Origin of the sequence: Xanthomonas sp. WHRI 7065, assembly GCF_040203115.2 — a bacterium.
GTDB lineage: Bacteria > Pseudomonadota > Gammaproteobacteria > Xanthomonadales > Xanthomonadaceae > Xanthomonas > Xanthomonas arboricola.
In genome coordinates this window covers 490,504-507,756 of record NZ_CP168194.1, presented here as the reverse complement: position 1 = coordinate 507,756, position 17,253 = coordinate 490,504, and the positions used below count along the sequence as shown (strand labels likewise).

14 protein-coding genes, 1 tRNA gene and 1 other RNA gene are annotated in these 17,253 nt (G+C 67.6%); 9 read left to right on the top strand and 7 right to left on the bottom strand.

Annotated features, from left to right (window positions below; translation table 11 throughout):
* The first annotated feature begins 279 nt into the window (after positions 1-279).
* Complete coding sequence (locus ABQY64_RS02175; RefSeq protein ID WP_016901677.1) at positions 280-2,388, top strand: phosphoglycerol transferase I; 2,109 nt, start codon at positions 280-282, stop codon at positions 2,386-2,388.
* A gap of 674 nt (positions 2,389-3,062) precedes the next feature.
* Here ABQY64_RS02175 and ABQY64_RS02170 read toward each other — a convergent pair.
* On the bottom strand, positions 3,063-5,486 hold the full coding sequence (locus tag ABQY64_RS02170) for a DUF3772 domain-containing protein (protein ID WP_349780779.1): 2,424 nt from the start codon (positions 5,484-5,486) through the stop codon (positions 3,063-3,065).
* 352 nt (positions 5,487-5,838) lie between these two features.
* Here ABQY64_RS02170 and ABQY64_RS02165 point away from each other — a divergent pair, with 352 nt between their 5' ends.
* Positions 5,839-6,180 (top strand): HPF/RaiA family ribosome-associated protein, encoded by a 342-nt coding sequence (locus ABQY64_RS02165; protein ID WP_016903259.1) that lies wholly within the window; start codon positions 5,839-5,841, stop codon positions 6,178-6,180.
* A gap of 162 nt (positions 6,181-6,342) precedes the next feature.
* On the opposite strand, the gene ABQY64_RS02160 is transcribed toward ABQY64_RS02165, so the two are convergent.
* Positions 6,343-6,419: transfer RNA gene (locus ABQY64_RS02160), tRNA-Arg, on the bottom strand.
* A gap of 230 nt (positions 6,420-6,649) precedes the next feature.
* Between ABQY64_RS02160 and ubiA the strand changes: the two genes are divergently transcribed.
* On the top strand, positions 6,650-7,555 hold the full coding sequence (gene ubiA, locus ABQY64_RS02155; RefSeq protein WP_349780778.1) for a 4-hydroxybenzoate octaprenyltransferase: 906 nt from the start codon (positions 6,650-6,652) through the stop codon (positions 7,553-7,555).
* Between the two features lie 117 nt (positions 7,556-7,672).
* Here the strand turns inward: ubiA and ABQY64_RS02150 are convergent, their stop codons facing one another.
* Complete coding sequence (locus ABQY64_RS02150; protein ID WP_349780777.1) at positions 7,673-8,398, bottom strand: ComF family protein; 726 nt, start codon at positions 8,396-8,398, stop codon at positions 7,673-7,675.
* Between the two features lie 49 nt (positions 8,399-8,447).
* Between ABQY64_RS02150 and bioB the strand changes: the two genes are divergently transcribed.
* From bioB to bioC, 5 genes are all read left to right on the top strand, one after another.
* Positions 8,448-9,482: a biotin synthase BioB gene (bioB, locus tag ABQY64_RS02145; protein ID WP_047124578.1), complete on the top strand. Its 1,035-nt coding sequence runs from the start codon at positions 8,448-8,450 to the stop codon at positions 9,480-9,482.
* Between the two features lie 97 nt (positions 9,483-9,579).
* Entirely contained in the window at positions 9,580-10,785 is a 1,206-nt protein-coding gene (bioF, locus tag ABQY64_RS02140; protein ID WP_127158321.1) for an 8-amino-7-oxononanoate synthase, read from the top strand.
* 236 nt (positions 10,786-11,021) lie between these two features.
* On the top strand, positions 11,022-11,783 hold the full coding sequence (gene bioH, locus ABQY64_RS02135) for a pimeloyl-ACP methyl ester esterase BioH (RefSeq protein WP_349780776.1): 762 nt from the start codon (positions 11,022-11,024) through the stop codon (positions 11,781-11,783).
* Between the two features lie 43 nt (positions 11,784-11,826).
* Complete coding sequence (locus ABQY64_RS02130; RefSeq protein ID WP_039518318.1) at positions 11,827-12,609, top strand: SDR family oxidoreductase; 783 nt, start codon at positions 11,827-11,829, stop codon at positions 12,607-12,609.
* Between the two features lie 191 nt (positions 12,610-12,800).
* Complete coding sequence (gene bioC, locus ABQY64_RS02125) at positions 12,801-13,685, top strand: malonyl-ACP O-methyltransferase BioC (protein ID WP_016903252.1); 885 nt, start codon at positions 12,801-12,803, stop codon at positions 13,683-13,685.
* A 169-nt stretch (positions 13,686-13,854) separates the two neighbouring features.
* Here bioC and ABQY64_RS02120 read toward each other — a convergent pair.
* Positions 13,855-13,930: non-coding RNA, sX9 sRNA (locus ABQY64_RS02120), on the bottom strand.
* A 101-nt stretch (positions 13,931-14,031) separates the two neighbouring features.
* Here ABQY64_RS02120 and lpxO point away from each other — a divergent pair.
* Positions 14,032-14,937 carry a lipid A hydroxylase LpxO gene (gene lpxO / locus ABQY64_RS02115; protein ID WP_016903250.1) on the top strand — a complete coding sequence of 302 codons (906 nt, stop codon included), beginning with the start codon at positions 14,032-14,034 and terminating at the stop codon, positions 14,935-14,937.
* A 207-nt stretch (positions 14,938-15,144) separates the two neighbouring features.
* Here lpxO and ABQY64_RS02110 read toward each other — a convergent pair whose 3' ends face one another.
* The 3 genes from ABQY64_RS02110 to ABQY64_RS02100 all read right to left on the bottom strand — a co-directional run bounded on the left by ABQY64_RS02110 (position 15,145) and on the right by ABQY64_RS02100 (position 17,206).
* Complete coding sequence (locus ABQY64_RS02110; RefSeq protein ID WP_349780226.1) at positions 15,145-15,564, bottom strand: nuclear transport factor 2 family protein; 420 nt, start codon at positions 15,562-15,564, stop codon at positions 15,145-15,147.
* A gap of 80 nt (positions 15,565-15,644) precedes the next feature.
* Positions 15,645-16,262 carry a YdcF family protein gene (locus ABQY64_RS02105; RefSeq protein WP_039511215.1) on the bottom strand — a complete coding sequence of 206 codons (618 nt, stop codon included), beginning with the start codon at positions 16,260-16,262 and terminating at the stop codon, positions 15,645-15,647.
* Positions 16,247-17,206 carry a pyridoxal-phosphate dependent enzyme gene (locus tag ABQY64_RS02100; RefSeq protein WP_039517297.1) on the bottom strand — a complete coding sequence of 320 codons (960 nt, stop codon included), beginning with the start codon at positions 17,204-17,206 and terminating at the stop codon, positions 16,247-16,249. The genes ABQY64_RS02105 and ABQY64_RS02100 overlap by 16 nt, the downstream gene beginning before the upstream one ends.
* Positions 17,207-17,253 lie beyond the last annotated feature (47 nt).

Genomic DNA, 17,253 nt, shown 5'->3' with positions numbered 1-17,253 from the left:
GGCGATGTAGCGTTATAGAGACATCGCCTATACGCGAGAACCGCGCCAGATGCGGAGTACAGAAACCGTGGATCCCTCAGCGAGCGCCACCGCGACCAGCTGATCGTCAGCGCGCGCTATCCGCCGCGCTGCGACAAGGGCTCAACTCCAACAAACATTTCAGTCAGCTTCAGCGCGGCATAGTCCGTCATCCGGGTGTCACATTGGGTGTGGCGCACAGGACATGGCGAGCAAGGCGTCCGGTACGCGCTCGCATCATTCCCCCACGGACGCTGCCGCATGCATTGGATGTTGTTGTTTTCGCTGTTGCTCCTGCTTTGGCTATTGGTCGCCTCGCCGCGTCTGGCGTGGCTGAAGGCCGGATTGTTGTCGTTGCTGCTGCTGTTGCTCAGCGCCTGGGGCCTGGTGGATCGCCTCAGCGGCGACGGCATCAACGCCGCCACGCTGTATCACCTGCGCGCGGACATGGACGGTGCCGGCGTCAGCGATTTCTCCGGCTATATCGCCGTGTTTATCGGCATGGTGCTGCTGTCGCTCAGCCCGCTGGTGTTGCTCAGGGTGCGACGTTTCCGTCGCCCGCGTGGCGGCAATGCGGTATTCGGTGGCTTCGTGGTGATGTTGCTGGTGAGCATCGCGGTCAGCCCCTTGTACCGCGACGGCAAACGCCTGTACTACCAGCTGCGCCCGGTGGATTACGCCACCGTGGTACCGGAATATCTGGTGCCGCAGCAGCCCCTGCAGAAGCGCAAGAACATCGTGTGGATCTACGGCGAGAGCCTGGAACGCACCTACTTCGACGAAGACGTGTTTCCCGGCCTGATGCCCAACCTGCGCGCGCTGGCCAGCGAGGCGGTGGACGTGCGCAACCTCACCTCCACCGAGGGCAGCGGCTGGACCATCGCCGGCATGGTCGCCTCGATGTGCGGCGTGCCGCTGACCACCGCGCCCGGCGATGAAAACAGCATGGGCCGCATGGGCCTGTTCCTGCCGGAAGCGCGCTGCCTGGGCGACTATCTCAAGGATCAGGGCTACCGCAATCACTATGTCGGCGGCGCCGATGCCAGCTTTGCCGGCAAGGGCAGTTTTCTGTCCAGCCATGGCTTCGACGTGGTGCACGACGTCAGCTACTTCCGCGACAAGGGCGTGGCGCCGAAACACTTTTCCGCCTGGGGCGTGCATGACGACGTGCTGCTGGACGATGCCTGGGACAGCTTCCAGACGCTGTCGCGCGCTGGCCAGCCATTCATGCTCACCACGCTGACCATGGACACCCACCACCCTGCCGGCCATCTGCCGCTGGCGTGCAAGGGCCAGCACTACGACAGCGCGTTGGGCGACATCGGGCTGCTGCATGCGCTCAAGTGCAGCGACCGGCTGATCGGCGAGCTGGTCGCGCGCATTCGCAATAGCCGCTACGGCAAGAACACCATCATCGTGATCGCCTCCGATCACCTGGCGATGCCCAACGATCTCAGCGACGTCCTGGCCAAGCAGAAGCGCGAAAATCTGCTGCTGTTCCTGGGCAAGGACATCGCCCCGCAGCAAGTGGTCACACGCGCCGGCAGCACGCTGGATTCGGGTGCGACGCTGCTGCAGTTGCTGGAGCCGGGCATGCGCACGCTGGGCTTCGGCCGCTCGCTGCTGGCCAACGATGCGCCCCCCAGCGCCAGCGTTGCGGCCAGCCGCGACAGCGGCAAGGACTACCCGCGCTATCTCGCTTACGCACGCACGCTGTGGACCGGGCGCAGCACCCGCATGCTGCGCATCAACGGCAATGGCGATGTGGTGGTGGGCGTGCAGCAGGTGCGCCCGCCGGTGCTGCTGGAATACGACGACGACACCAACCTCAAAACCGTCTATCTGGAAAACACCTCGCGCCAGTTCGACCGCACCCACACCGAGGGCACGCTGGCCTATGTGGATCGCTGCACGGCGTTCGAGGACGGCTCGGCCGATGGCGATTGGTGCGCGCTGGTGGTCGACCGCCACCAGAGCATGAAGCTGTACCGCGACCCGGACCTGACCCGCGGCATCGCCGTGGATGCGCCGCTGGAGGCCAGCCAGCAAGGTCCGCGCCCACGCGTGCGCCAGCCGATCATGCTCACCCAGGCCGCGCGCAAGACCGAAGCCGGTCGTTACATGCTGGAGCTGTACGCCAAGCGCCGGCCAACGCGTGCATTCTGGGTAGAGGCAGTCTCGTCGGAGCGCAAGGTGGTGCTGGCCCAGCAATGGGTGGTGCCCGATGCGGCCGGTCGCATCCGCATGCCGGTAGGCCTGGAACATGCGGTGGACGATCTAGAAATCCGCGCCTGGCTGGACTACACCGAAGACGTCAGCGTGGACGACCTGGCCCTGGTGAAGCAGACCCAGGTCGCGGATCGCTCCTGAGTCTGGCTTTCATTTTGGTCCTAGGCCGGGCGATTTGGATGAGGCAAAGGCAAAGGCGAAGCTCAAGAGCAAACTCGAAGCGTGCGATCTGTGGCCTGGCTGCGGGCCCTTGCCCGCCCACCATCGCAGGACACGCCGCAAGTACGTCCTTGTAGGCTCTTACGCGGCATCCATGCCGCGTAAGGTCCCGCGACGGTGAGCAGGCAAGGACCTGTCGGGATGGTCGGTGTGCATAGAGCGAGAACTGCGTTGTTCGATCACTGTGCGTGCGAGCAGCCTTGCATCGCAAGTTGAGCATTGGGCAGGTTTTCAAAACGCGACCTGCAACCTTTTTATTCGCCTATCGCAGTGCAAACCGGGCGATACGCTTTCAAAAAAGCAGCCGAGCAACTTTCTGGTGCGGTGTCCTTGCCGGTTGCGGGACCCTTGGCGGCATGGATGCCGCCAAGGAGCCTCCATGGACGGATTCACGGCGTGTCCCGCAAGCGGTGAGGGCACCGCACGCTCGACCAACCAGCTTTTGACCTAGGCGTTTGACCGTATCTAAACAACGCCAACACCCGAAATCCCGGTTGTTTGGAACAGTTGGACGGTTCGGATAACTCAGTTGTAGCGCGGCAGATCCGAAGCCCCACTGCAGCGCCCCCTCCCGCGCGCTGCATCCACGCGCCGACTCAATCTTCCGATGCAGGCGTGCCATCGGCCGGATCGCGCGCCACCGCGGCACCTGCACGGCTGAAGCGAATTTCCTGCGGCGATTGCAGTGCAATCCCCGCCGTTTCCATCCGCTGCAATAACGCGAAGAACAGCTCGCTGCGCACCCCGTACGAATCGCGCGGGCTGCGCACATAGGCGAACGAATTGAAGTTGACGTGCCCGCCGGCCAGCGAATCGATGAACACCGAGGGGGCCGGATCGGCCAGCACCTTGGTGTGCTCGGCGAACAGGTCCAGCAGCATGTTGCGCACCTTTGCCACGTCGGTTTCCAGCGGCACCGAGAACTGCAGCTGCACCCGCCCCATCGGGTTGGACAGGGTCATGTTGCGCACACTCTTGGTGATCAATTCCGAGTTGGGCACGATCAAGGTGGAGCGGTCGCCGACCTGGATCTCGGTCGCACGCACGCTGATCTTGCGCACGTCGCCCTCCTGATCGCCGATACGCACCCAATCGCCGATCTTCACCGGCCGCTCGGCCAGCAGGATCAGGCCCGACACGAAGTTCTGCGTGATCGCCTGCAGACCGAAACCGATACCCACCGACAGCGCGCTCAACACCAGCGCAAGCCGCTTCAGATCCAGGCCCAATGCAGTCAGGCCCCACACCACCACGATCAGCCAGCCCAGGTAGCGCGCCACCGTGCTGATGGAATTGCGCGCACCGTCATCGAGCTCGGTCTTGGGCAGATAGGTGTTGAGCAGCCACTGCTGCACCACGTGCACCAGCCCCATCCCGAGCAGGAACACGCACAGCGCCCTGAACACATCGCCCGGGGTGATCACCAGTTCCTTGCCGATGGTGATGCCGTGCGCGATGTTCTCCGCCCAGTCGGTGACCACGCTGATGTTGGCGCCATACGGCGTCAGCAGCACCGCGATACCCAGCAGCACCAGCAGCACGCGAGTCGCCGCCGATATCAGCAGCCCGAGCTGCACCAAGCGTCCGCTGCCGATGCTGAGCGCATGCGACAAGGCCCGGCTGAAGCGGCCGTCGGGCTTGAACAGCCAGGTCATCAGATCGTCGGCAAAGACCACCAGCAGGCCGAGCAGGCTGCATACCAGGGTGATCCAGATGATCTGCCGCTCCACGAACAAGGCCAGATTGAGATAGCCGAACAAGGCCGCAATCAGCGCAAAGATCACTGCCAGATGGCCCAGCAGGCGGATCAGCACGATAAAGCCGCCACCACGCGAGACCACCGGCGGCGGCGCATCGCTGTCCGGATCGGCCACCCCGGCATTTGCCGCATGCGCGCGCAAGGACAGGCTCAGCCCGGCCAACGCCGACAGGATCAACCCCGCGTACAGCAACGCGGCCAGCGCATCGGTGGCAGTGGTCAGTGCGGGGCTGCTGCCGGCCACCTCGTTGATCTTCATCGCCATGCCGCTGAACCAGATCACCGCCGCAGTGGCCAGGCAATGCGCGCGCAGGCGGTCGACAGTGGCATCGTCCAGCGGGAACAGACGCCAGCTGGGCTGGTGTTTCATCAACAGGCTGGCACTGAGCGAACCGACGAAGGCGGCCACCACGCTGATGGCGACGAATCCGGTCAGCAACTGGTCCAGATCGTCGGGCAGCTCGCCGAGCGCGCGGATGCCCTCGACCAGCACGAATGCCGCAATCCCCAGAGTCAGCGTGCCGACCAACAGAAACCACAGTGCCAGCCCCGAGCGTCGCAGGCGTCCGCCGGGCGCACGTGAAGCCGCGTAGCGACGCCCCAGGTGGCGCAGGAAGATGCGCAGCGGAAGCGCCAGCAGCAACGCGATGACGGCAGCGGTCATCAGCCCGCCCACGCCGTTGGCGGCGATGCCTGCCTGCACCATCTGCACCGTCTTGTCGGACAAGGCCTGCAGGCGGGCACGATCGTCGGGCCATTGCTGCGCGATCTGTTTCCACAAGGTCGGCGACAACGGCGAGGCGACCCGCGTGGAGAGCTTCACGCTGAAGCGTTGCACGCGCTCGCGTTCGAGCCGGTCGGCCAATTCCTTGGCATTGGAGACCAGCAGCGTGGCCCGGATGAACTCGGCATTGAGCTGATCGCGCTCCTTAGTCAGCGCCTTGCGCTGTTTTGCCAGATCGGCCGGTTCGTTCGGCGCGGCGACACCGAGCCCCTCCAGTCGCCCGTTGAGCTCCTTGAGCGGTTGCTCCAGCGTGCGCACCAGATCCTGCGCCTGCCGCTGCGCGCCGGCGACATCGTCGGTGAGCTTGCCGAGCTGCTCGGTGTCGGCCTTCTCCATGCCCGCGTCGGCCTGGGTCAGCACCTTCTGCATGTTGTCGAGCTGAGTCTGTGCGGTCTCCAGCAGCGTGTCGTCGTCCTGCGCCACGGCGGCGCCCATGCACACCATCCACAACGCGACCAGCAACAGCACACGCTGCAACATGCCGCGACGGGCACCCAGGGCAACTCGGAATTCGGACACAGGCAGAGATCGGACAGGCGCACACCAGCGCGGTGCCGGCATCTTAATCCACTGCTTCCAGCCAGGCGGATCGAAGCTGCCGTGCGGGTTCAGCCCGGCAGAGCTCGCCAGCAGCGGCTGTTACTGCGCGATCGCAGGTTCTTTCGCGATGCGGTGACAGCGCTGCCCGTCGCAGTGGATGCACCGTCCGGCCATCCCGACCTGAGCATGAACGCGGTGCAGCTTGTCACCTCGCGGCAACGGTGCGCTGTCGCAGAATCGAGTCACCGCTACGGCAGACGCAGCGGATGACCGCGAAGGAGAACACTCTATGCAGATTCAGATCCAGACCGACAAGCACGTGCCGCATGACCCCTCAGTCGTGCAGCATGTCGAGAAGACCTGCTCCGCCCAGCTGGCGCATTTCGCCAACGACATCACCCGCGTCGAAGTGCATTTGCGCGATGAAAACGGCCAGCGCGGCGGCGCAGCGGATCGAACCTGCAGCATCGAGGCGCACGTCGCCGGCCTGCCGCCGATCGCGGCCACCAATAGCGCCGAAACCACCGCCTCGGCCGTCACCGGCGCCGCACGCAAGCTGCGCACCGCCATCGAACACGCACGTGGCAAGCAGCACGCCAAGGCCACCGCACCGCCGCCGGAAATGCTCTGATCCGCGCCTGGGCAGGGTGGCGCCAGGCGCCCCCTGCCAACCGCTGCATCGTTGGCACCGCAGCGCAACCACGCATTGATACATCAGCCGGCACCAACCCCTGATCCAGAAACGCCATCGGCCCGCTGCAGTGTCACTGCAGCGGGCCGATGGGTTTTGATCTGGTGCGCCCGGAGGGATTCGAACCCCCGACCAATGGCTTCGGAAGCCACTACTCTATCCGGCTGAGCTACGAGCGCCTGGTCGGGCATTATGCCAGAACCACCGCCGCGCGCGTGACACCCGCAACGCGGGGCCTGCCGAACGGCCGGGCACCGCTGCATTGCCGATGGAGCCCAGTCCAGAGCGAGCGCCGGCGCGGAGGTGCCTGGCGCGAGCTCGCGCAGCCGCCCGGAAGGCTGGACGATGCCTGGCTCGATCGTCACCCAGCGCATGACCGCAGCCGAGCCGCGCTGCTACCCTTTGCAGCATGAGCAAGCATGGTATTGAACAGCTGCCGACAGCGCCCGCGCTGACCTGGCCGCAGCGACTGGGGCAGTACTGGACGTTGGTCCGCGGCGATCGTCCGATCGGCAGCCTGCTGTTGCTATGGCCCACCTGGTGGGCGTTGTGGCTGGCCGCCGATGGCCTGCCGCCGCTATGGACGCTGTTTGTGTTCACCGCCGGGGTCTGGCTGACCCGCTCGGCCGGCTGCGTGATCAACGACTATGCCGACCGCTGGCTGGACCCGCATGTGGAGCGCACCAAGTCGCGCCCGCTGGCCACCGGCGCGGTGTCCGGGCGCGAGGCGCTGTGGGTGTTCGTGGTGCTGATGCTGGTGGCATTCGCGCTGGTGCTCACGCTCAACTGGCTGACCGTGGCCCTGAGCGTGCCGGGCGTGTTCCTGGCCGCCAGCTATCCCTATCTCAAACGCCACACCCACCTGCCCCAGGTCTATCTGGGCATGGCCTTTGGCTGGGGCATCCCGATGGCCTTCGCCGCGGTGCAGGGCAGCGTGCCGCTGCTGGGCTGGCTGCTGTATGCGGCCAACATCCTCTGGGCCACGGCCTACGACACCTGGTATGCGATGGTCGACCGCGAGGACGACATCCGCATGGGCAGCAAGTCCACCGCCATCCTGTTCGGCAGGTTCGACCTGATTGCGCAGGGCCTGCTGTACGCATCAATGTTTGCTGCATTGGCGCTGGTCGGCCTGCGCGCCGGTCTCGGTATCGCGTACTGGGCGGGGCTGGGCGTGGCCGCACTGCTGGTGGCCTACGAGTTCCGCCTCGCCCGCCACCGCGAACGCGGCCCGTGCTTCCGCGCCTTCCTGCACAACAACTGGGTGGGCCTGGCGATCTTCGTCGGTATCGCCGCGGCGATGGCAGTGCGCTGACGCGCACACAGGTCAATCGCCTCGGCTTAAGCCCCTCTCCCCGCGGGAGAGGGGTTGGGGGTGAGGGTACGGGCGAAGTCCCCATGCAGCAGCTCGCAACCCCCAGCCCACCAGGCCTCACGGCACCCGCGCGCATACCCACGCATCCACCCGCTGCACACCGGCCCGATGCAGGGCCTGCGCCGCCGCATGCAGCGTCGCACCGGTGGTCATCACGTCATCCACCAGTGCCACATGCGCGGGCAAGGCACCACGCGCGACAAAGGCCTGGCGCAGATTGCGCTGACGCTCGGCCGCATCCAGCTCCGATTGCGGCGCGGTCGCGCGGACCCGGCGCAGCAATGGCAGGCAGGGCAGCCGCAGCGCGCGGCCGAGCGGTCTGGCCAGCTCCAGCGCCTGATCGTAACCACGCTGGCGCAAGCGCTGCCGGTGCAGACTCACCGGCACCAGCGCCTGCGGACGCGGCAGGCCTGCGCAACGCCAGACCATCAACTCGCTGAGCAAGCGCCCGGCAGCTAGGTCCTGATGAAACTTGAAGCGGCGCAGCAGCCCATCCACCGGCCAGCGATAGGTGAAACACGCATGCACGCGCTGCAGCGGTGGCGGGTGCTGCAGGCACTGCCCGCACAGCAGCGCGCCACCGCAGACGTGTAGCTGCGTTGCGCAACACAGGCAGGCGTGCCCGTGATCCGGTAACGCGGCGCGACACGACGGGCACAGATCGCAATCGGCGCTGCCGGGTTCCGCGCACACCAGGCATCGGCTCGGCAGCAGCAGCCGCAACACCCGGCGCGGCCACCTGTAAACCGAGTTGACATCTTCGAAGTTGACAGCCTCTTCCATGCTCACCAGACTGCCTGGCTTCCAAGCCGCTGACTGTCAGGAAACCCCGATGTCTGTTGTCGTACGCCATGACTGGGATCGCAAAGAGCTGCAGGCGCTGTTCGATCTGCCGTTTCCGGAGCTGCTGCACCGCGCCGCCAGCGTGCATCGCGCCCATTTCGATCCGGCGCAGGTGCAGGTGTCCACGCTGCTGTCGGTCAAGACCGGCGGCTGCCCGGAAGACTGCGCGTACTGCCCGCAGGCGCAGCGCTACGACACCGGCGTGACCGCGCAGAAGCTGATGGAGACCGAAGAGGTCGTCGCCAAGGCACGCCAGGCCAAAGCCGCTGGCGCCTCGCGCTTCTGCATGGGCGCGGCCTGGCGCTCGCCCAAGGAGCGCGACATCCCCAAGGTCGCGGCGATGATCCGCGAGGTCAAGGCGATGGGCCTGGAAACCTGCGCCACGCTCGGCATGCTCGACGCCGGCCAGGCACGCGCGCTCAAGGACGCCGGGCTGGACTACTACAACCACAATCTGGACACCGCGCCGGATTACTACGACTCGATCATCCACACCCGCCAGTATCAGGACCGCCTGAACACGCTGGAGCATGTGCGCGATGTCGGCCTGAAGACCTGCTGCGGCGGCATCGTCGGCATGGGCGAAACCCGCGAGCACCGCATCGGCCTGCTGCTGGCGCTGGCCACGCTGCCGGCGCATCCGGATTCGGTCCCGATCAACCAGCTGGTCCAGGTCGCCGGCACCCCGCTGCACGGCACCCAGCAACTGGACCCGTTCGAGTTCGTGCGCATGATCGCGGTCGCCCGCATCACGATGCCGCGTTCGATGGTGCGCCTGTCCGCCGGCCGCGAGGCGATGAGCGACGAACTGCAGGCGCTGTGCTTCCTGGCCGGTGCCAACTCGATCTTCTACGGCGAGAAACTGCTCACCACCGGCAACCCGGACACCGAACGCGACCAGGCCCTGTTCCAGCGCCTGGGCCTGCGCCCGATGCAGATCACCGTGGACGCCGCCGAGCACGACCACCCCGGCACCGTGCATGCGGAAATCACCCGCAGCACGGCCTGCGAGCACGCCGCCTAACCGCGAATCGAACGTCCGGCACCGGTCGTCGGTGCCGGCTGGGCGTGCCGGGCGCGGCAGGCTACGCTAACGCCCCCTTCTGCCGTTGAACGCCCCCATGGCCCGCCCCGATCTGCACGAACGGATTTCGTCGCTGCGCACCTTGCGTGTGGCCCAGGAACGGGTGCGGGTGCGGCGGCTGGTGGGCCGTCGCGATGGCGTGCGGCTGGAAGTCGATGGCCGCTGGCTGACCGGTTTCTGCTCCAACGACTATCTGGGCCTGTCGCAGCAGTTCGAAGTGGTCGCCGCGTTGCAGGACGCCGCCGCGCGCGATGGTGCCGGCGCCACCGCCTCGCATCTGATCTGCGGCCACCACACCGCGCACGAAACGCTGGAGCGCGAGATCGCCGAGTGGCTCGGCTATCCGTCGGCGCTGCTGTTCGGCAGCGGCTTCATCGCCAACCTGGCGGTGCAGCAGGCCTTGCTCAGCGAGGACGACGATGTCTGCGTGCAGGACCGGCTCAACCACGCCAGCCTGCTCGATGCCACACGCCTGGCCGGCTGCCGGTTGCGCCGTTATCCGCACCTGGATGTGGAAGGCGCGATGCGTCAGCTCAAGGGCTCGCCCGAGGGCGCGGCGATGCTGGCCAGCGATGGCGTCTTCAGCATGGATGGCGATGTTGCGCCGCTGCGTGCGTTGAGCCTGGTGGCGCGCATGCAGCAGGCGTTGTTCTATGTCGACGACGCACACGGGGTGGGCGTGCTCGGCCCGCAGGGGCGCGGCTGCGTTGCCGATGCCGGACTGGGCGTGGCCGAAGTGCCGCTGCAGTTGGTGACCCTGGGCAAGGCGCTCGGCGGCTATGGCGCGGTGGTGGTCGGCGATGCAGCGCTGGTGCGTCATCTGGCCGAAACCGCGCGCCCCTACATCTACACCACCGCGTTGCCGCCGGCGCAGGTCGCTGCGACGTTGGCGGCCGTGCGACTGGCGCGTCGCGACGATTGGCGGCGCGCCAAGCTGGTCGAGTCGATCGGCAGTTTCCGCGATGGCGCACGCCGGCATGGCTTCGAGCTGATGGCCTCGGATACGCCGATCCAGCCCCTGCTGTGCGGCGAAGAAGCCACGGTGATGGCGATGTCCGCCGTGCTGGAACAGGCCGGCTTCCTGGTCGGCGCGATCCGCCCGCCCACCGTGCCCGAAGGCAAGGCGCGTCTGCGTGTGACCCTGTCCGCGCTGCATACGCCGCAGCAGGTGCAGGCCTTGATCGAAGCCATCGTGCAGGCGCGCGATGTGGTCAGCCGGCAACCGCTGCGTGCGTCTGCCTGAGGGCGACGATCCAGACGGTTGTGCAATAGCCGCGCGACGGCGGCCGGTGCTCGACGTGGCAGTGTCCGCGTCGTTGATGTGAGCAGATCGCTACTGTCGGTGCGGTCCTGCGTGTCCGCAACCGGCTTGGCGTGCCGCGCAGATCGGCTCCACGCGCAGCGCAGGCTGACGCAAGACACCTTGCGCCGCACACGCCGACCCATGCGCCGGTCAGCGCCATCAGCGACAATCCCCGCATGCATATCGATGTCATCGGCCACGGGCCTGCGCTGGTTCTCCTGCACGGTTGGGCGTTGCACGGCGGCGTGTTCGCGCCGTTGGTGGAACGCCTGGCCGCGCAGCATCAACTGCATCTGGTGGATCTGCCCGGGCACGGTTTCAGCCGCGACGACAGCACGCCGCTGGCGCTGCCGGACGTGGTCGCCGGCATCGCCGCCGCCACGCCGCCGGCGGTGTGGGTCGGCTGGTCGTTGGGCGGGCTGTTCGCGCTGCATGCCGCGGCCACCCAGCCCAAGGTACGCGGGCTGGCGATGATCGCGGCCACGCCGCGTTTCGTGCGTGGCAACGATTGGTCCGACGCCGTCGAGCGCGAGGTGTTCGTGCAATTCGGCCAGGACCTGGCGCGCGACTACCGCGGTACGCTGGAGCGGTTTCTGGCGCTGGATACGCTGGGCTCGGCGCATGCCCGCAGCGAGTTGCGCAGCCTGCGCGAGACGCTGGTGGCGCGCGGCGAACCGGCCGCCGAAGCACTGCAGCAAGGCCTGCAGCTGCTGGAACGCAGCGACCTGCGCCGCGCGCTGCCGCAACTCGCGCGCCCCAGCCTGTGGATCGCGGGCCAGCGCGACCGGCTGGTGCCGGCAGCCGGCATGCAGGCCGCCGCCGCGCTGACGCCGCACGCGCAGGCCCTGACCATTGCCGGTGGCGGTCACGCACCGTTTCTTGGCCATGCCGATCGGGTCGCCGAAGCGCTGCAACGCTTCGTTGCGTCCGTGCCATGAGCGGATCGTCAATCATGCGGCATCGCTGATCGAGGACACACGCATGGATCTGGGAATCGCCGGGCGCTGGGCACTGGTCTGCGCCGCCAGCAAGGGCCTGGGGCTGGGCTGCGCACGCGCACTGGCCAGCGAAGGCGTCAACGTAGTGATCGTCGCGCGCGGCCGCGATGCCCTGGAGCAGTCCGCCCAGGCACTGCGCGCACTGCCGGGCGCCGGCGAAGTGCGCAGCGTGGTGGCCGATATCGCCACCCCGCAGGGACGCAGCGATGCGCTCGCCGCCTGCCCGCAGCTGGATATCCTCATCAACAACGCCGGTGGCCCGCCGCCCGGCGATTTTCGCCAGTGGGAACGCGACGACTGGCTGCGCGCCCTGGACGCCAACATGCTGGCGCCGATCGAACTGATCCGCGCCAGCGTCGATGCGATGCGCGCGCGGCGCTTCGGCCGCATCGTCAACATCACCTCCAGCGCGGTGAAGGCGCCGATCGACATCCTGGGCCTGTCCAATGGCGCGCGTGCCGGCCTCACCGGCTTCGTCGCCGGGCTGGCGCGCAGCACGGTGGCCGACAACGTCACCATCAACAATCTGCTGCCCGGCCAGTTCGCCACCGACCGCCTGCGCGGCAACTTCGCGGCGATCGCGCAACAGCAAGGCAGCAGCGCCGAAGACGTCGCCGAGCGCAAACGTGCGGGCATTCCCGCCGCACGCTTCGGCGAGCCGGACGAATTCGGCGCGGCCTGCGCGTTCCTGTGCAGCGCGCAGGCCGGCTACATCACCGGGCAGAACCTGCTGATCGACGGCGGCAGCTATCCCGGCACGTTCTAGAGCGCCTCGGCCACGCGGCAAGTGGTGGCGACCGCCGCGGACATCCGGTGGGTGTTTGGCCAAGCCCCGTTGAACCCTTGCCGCTCGCCGCGCAGCCACCGGCAGACCGAACGTCTGCAGACTCGCCAGGCCGATGCCAGGCCATCCATCGATTCCCTCCGCCCCGGCCACAGGCGACAATAGCGCCGCTCATGAACAGTACTTTCGACCCCCGTCACGTCCGGCGCGCCTTTGCGCGTGCCGCCAGCAGCTATGCCGCCGCCGCCGCGCTACAGCGCGAAGCCGAAACGCGCCTGCTCGAATCGCTCGACTACCTGGGCGACCAGGTGCCCAAGGTGGTGCTGGATGTCGGCGCCGGCCCCGGCCATGCCAGCGGCGCGATCAAGAAGCGCTGGCCCAAGGCGCAGGTGATCGCGCTGGACCAGGCCATGCCGATGCTGCGCCAGGCGCGCAAGGCGGCGGGCTGGTGGAAGCCGTTCGCGCAGGTCTGCGCCGATGCACGCGCCTTGCCGGTGGCCGACGGCAGCGTGGACGTGATCTTCAGCAACCTGTGCCTGCAGTGGGTGGAAGACCTGCCCGCGGTATTCGCCGGTTTCCGCCGCGCGCTGCGGCCAGGCGGCTTGTTGCTGTGCTCCACCTTCGGCCCGGAGACGCTGATCGAGTTGCGCGAGGCCTTCGCCCAGGCCGACCCGGCACCGCATGTCAGCCGCTTTCCGCCGATCGCCCAGTTCGGCGATGCCTTGCTGATGTCCGGCTTCCGCGACCCGGTGCTGGACCGCGATCTGTTCACGCTGACCTACAGCGACCTGCCCGCGCTGATGCGCGAGCTGCGCGCGATGGGCGCCACCAACGCACTCAGCAACCGCCGCGCCACTCTGACCGGACGCGGCCGTTTTGCCGCCGCCAGCGCCGCCTACGAGCCCTTGCGGCGGCCGGACGGCACCCTGCCCAGCTCCTGGGAAGTGATCTATGCCCACGCCTGGGCACCGGCGCCGGGCGCGCCCATCCGCGAGCAGGGACACGATGTCGCCAGCGTCCCGGTGGCCTCGATCCCGATCCGCCGCCGCATCGACTAGCGGCGGTGCAGATCGCCGGCAGCAACGCAGCCGTTGCCGGCGAGACACACAGTTTTGCGACGGCACCAATGCGGACCTGTCAGGCTCGGTCGCGACACCCGGTAGAATTCAGCAGTCAATGGCCGCATGTTCCTGTTGCGGCTTGCCTTTTCGACGCCTGAACCGGCGTGGCTAGCAAAACGCAGCACGCAGCCGTCAGGTGGCTGCAGACGGCGCGCAGGAACCGGCATGTACGCGTGGTACATGCCGGTTCCGAGTACCGGCAGCGCCCCCGCCCGGCTGCTGCATTGTCGTTTTGATAGCCGCTCTTAGGTTTGCGGCCCCCGTCCCCCAATCGGCCTTCCCAATGTTGAAGTGGCTCATCATCGCGCTGTTCATCGCATCGGCGCTGTACATCCATTACCGCGGTCGCGTGCGGCACCGGCTCAGCCGGCAGCTGCTGGACCATTCCACCTTCATGGCGCCGATCAACACGCTGATGTATCTGTGTTCGCGCGTGCCGACCACGCCGTTCATCGATCCCGGCAAGGAATTTCCGGAGCTGGCGCCGCTGCGCGCCAACTGGCCGCTGATCCGCGATGAAGCGGTGGCGCTGCAGCAGATGCAGAAGATCCGCGCTGCCGACGGCTACACCGACATCGGCTTCAACTCGTTCTTCCGCCGTGGCTGGAAGCGCTTCTATCTGAAGTGGTACGGCACCGCGCACCCGTCGGCGTCCGAACTGTGCCCGCAGACGACCGCGTTGCTGAAGTCCATCCCCACGGTCAAGGCCGCGATGTTCGCCGAGTTGCCGCCGGGCAGCGAACTGCGCCCGCACCGCGACCCGTTTGCCGGGTCCATGCGCCTGCACCTGGGGCTGGCCACACCCAACGACGACCGCTGCTTCATCGATGTCGACGGGCAGCGCCACAGCTGGCGCGATGGCGAGTGGACGATGTTCGACGAAACCTACATCCATTACGCGCGCAACGACACCGACCAGGACCGCATCATCCTGTTCTGCGACATCGAGCGCCCGATGCGCTGGCGCTGGGCCGCGGCGGTGAACCGCTTCGTCGGCCGCAGCCTGCTCTCGGCCGGTGCCTCGCCCAATCAGGAAGGCGACAAGACCGGCGGCATCAACCGCGTGTTCCGCTATTTCTATGCCGCGCGCCTGAAGGCCAAGGCGCTGAAGGAACGCAACAACCCGCTGTACCAGACGCTCAAGTGGGGCATCTTCATCCTGGTGGTGGTCGGGATCGTGTTGCTGTAATCCCCGCCCACCCACGTAGGAGCGCACCCGGGCGCGACCAGGCATCGCCGGTAACGCCTCATCGCGCGCAAGCGCGCTCCTACATAGGCACAGCTCCGGCCGCAACACCGCACCAATCACGTAGGAGCGCACCCGGGCGCGACCAGGCATTGCCGATAACGCCTTGTCGCGCCCGGGTGCGCTCCTACGCCGTGCCGGTCGATGCGCTCAGCGCGAGACCTGCGCGATCCACTCCTGCAGGTTGTAGTAGTTGGTGACGCGGGTGATCCTGCCGTCGCGCACATCGAAGAACGCACCGCCCGGCAGCACATAGGTCTGCCCGTTGGCTTCCGGCAGGCCTTCGTCGGTGGTGTGGTAGACCCCGTGCACCACGTACTCGGCACCGACCCGGGTGCCATCCTCGTTGGCGGTGATCACGATGTCGCGCAGCTGCTCGCGGTAGCTGTCGTTCATGCGCTGCAGGAAGGCGGCAAATTCCGCCCGGCCGATCTCGCGCGGGCCCTGGTTGAGGTCGTGCGCGACGTCCTCGGCCAGGAACGCCAGCATGGCGTCCCAATCGCCGCGGTTGAATGCCGCGTAATAGGCCTGGACCAGGCCGGTGGCGTGTTGCCGATTGCGCTCGCTCATGCTCGAACCTGCCGCTGGGAAAGCCGCATCATAGAGCGCGTTTTGCGCTTCAACACGCCTGCCGTGCGGCATACCCGGCGTCAGGCGCCCTGCACCACCAGGTCGCGATGGAAGTAATAGACCTCCTGCAGCAGGAAGCGCCAACTGGTGTGGAAGCTGCGAAAGCGCGTGCTGGGCGTGGAAGAGGCCAGCGCGTCCACCCCCAGCTCATCGCTCAGCCGCAGCGCGCGCGCCATGTGCAACGGGTCGCTGACGATGATCGCCCGGTGCATGCCGTGCCGGTCCATCAGCGCGCGTGCCTGCTGCAGATTCTGCCGGGTGGTGCGCGAGACCGTCTCGATCACGATCGCCTCCGGCGGTACGCCGTGGCGTAGCGCGTAGCGCCGCGCCACCTGCGACTCGGCAAAGCGCGCGCCATTGCCGAAGCCGCCGGTGAACAGCAGCCGCGGCGCGTAGCCCTGCGCGTACAGGTCCAGCGCATGCCGGATGCGCTCTTCGAACACCGGCGAAGGGCGCGCGTCGTAGGCGGCCGCGCCCAGCACGATGATCACGTCGGCCGGCGCGGCCTGGTCGCGATCGCCGACCCAGACGATCCAGCCGGCCACGCCCACCAGCCAGATCAGCGTCAGCATGCACAGGCGCCAGCACCAGCCCCACAGACCGATCCCACGCGACCGCCTGCTCACGCTGCGGCCCAGGGCAGCGCGTCCAGGTCGACATTGCCGCCGGACAGGATCAGCCCGACCCGCCGCCCGGCAAAGCGCGCCGGGTCGGCCAGCACCGCTGCCAGCGCAATCGCCGAGGACGGCTCCACCACCTGTTTGAGCACCTGCCAGATCAGCCGCATCGCCTGCACCACCGCCGCATCGTCCACGGTGATCACCTGCGCGCCGGCGGCCTGCAGCACTGCGAAATTCGGCGCACCCAGGGTGCCGCGCAACCCGTCGCAGAGCGTGTCGGGCACGAAGTCGACCAGGCGCTCGCCGGCCGCCAGCGAACGCGCGGTATCGGCCGCCCCGCTCGGCTCGGCCAGCACCAGCGCACAGCCGGGCGCCGATTGCAGCGCCAGCGCAGTGCCGGCGGCCAGCCCGCCGCCGCCGACCGGTGCAACCAGCACATCCAGCCCGCCGCTCTGCTGCAGCAGCTCCAGCGCGGCGGTGCCCTGCCCGGCGATCACCGCCGGGTCGGTATATGGATGCACCAGCGTCGCGCCGCTGCTGGCCTGGACGTCGGCACACATCTGCTCGCGCGCCGCGATGGTGGGCGCGCAGCGCCACAGCGTGGCGCCGTGACGGGAAATATTGGCCAGCTTGGCGGCCACCGCGCCTTCGGGCACCACCACGTGGCAGCCGATCCCGCGCGTGCGCGCGGCAAGTGCGAGTGCGGCGCCGTGATTGCCGGACGAATGGGTGACCACCCCGCGCGCGGCCAGCTCCTCCGGCAATGACCACACCGCGTTGCAGGCACCACGGAACTTGAAAGCGCCGCTACGCTGCAGGTGTTCGGCCTTGAAGAACAACTGCGCACCGCAGAGGGCATCCAGGCTGTGCGAGGTCAGCAGCGGTGTCGGCGCGCACTGCGGCGCGATGCGCGCAGCGGCTTGCAGGACGTCGGAATGGGCAAGAGGAACCGTCTCGATCATGCCTGCAAGATTAACGTATCGTCTCCGCCTTCACGGCTGTGCGCGCC

Excerpts from the sequence above, each read along its gene's own strand:
- ABQY64_RS02175 (WP_016901677.1), top strand. The coding sequence starts at position 280 with ATGCATTGGATGTTGTTGTTTTCGCTGTTGCTCCTGCTTTGGCTATTG.
- lpxO (WP_016903250.1), top strand. The coding sequence starts at position 14,032 with ATGTTGAAGTGGCTCATCATCGCGCTGTTCATCGCATCGGCGCTGTAC.
- bioB (WP_047124578.1), top strand. The coding sequence starts at position 8,448 with ATGTCTGTTGTCGTACGCCATGACTGGGATCGCAAAGAGCTGCAGGCG.
- ABQY64_RS02165 (WP_016903259.1), top strand. The coding sequence starts at position 5,839 with ATGCAGATTCAGATCCAGACCGACAAGCACGTGCCGCATGACCCCTCA.
- ubiA (WP_349780778.1), top strand. The coding sequence starts at position 6,650 with ATGAGCAAGCATGGTATTGAACAGCTGCCGACAGCGCCCGCGCTGACC.
- bioC (WP_016903252.1), top strand. The coding sequence starts at position 12,801 with ATGAACAGTACTTTCGACCCCCGTCACGTCCGGCGCGCCTTTGCGCGT.
- bioH (WP_349780776.1), top strand. The coding sequence starts at position 11,022 with ATGCATATCGATGTCATCGGCCACGGGCCTGCGCTGGTTCTCCTGCAC.
- bioF (WP_127158321.1), top strand. The coding sequence starts at position 9,580 with ATGGCCCGCCCCGATCTGCACGAACGGATTTCGTCGCTGCGCACCTTG.
- ABQY64_RS02100 (WP_039517297.1), bottom strand. The coding sequence starts at position 17,206 with ATGATCGAGACGGTTCCTCTTGCCCATTCCGACGTCCTGCAAGCCGCT.
- ABQY64_RS02130 (WP_039518318.1), top strand. The coding sequence starts at position 11,827 with ATGGATCTGGGAATCGCCGGGCGCTGGGCACTGGTCTGCGCCGCCAGC.
- ABQY64_RS02150 (WP_349780777.1), bottom strand. The coding sequence starts at position 8,398 with ATGGAAGAGGCTGTCAACTTCGAAGATGTCAACTCGGTTTACAGGTGG.
- ABQY64_RS02110 (WP_349780226.1), bottom strand. The coding sequence starts at position 15,564 with ATGAGCGAGCGCAATCGGCAACACGCCACCGGCCTGGTCCAGGCCTAT.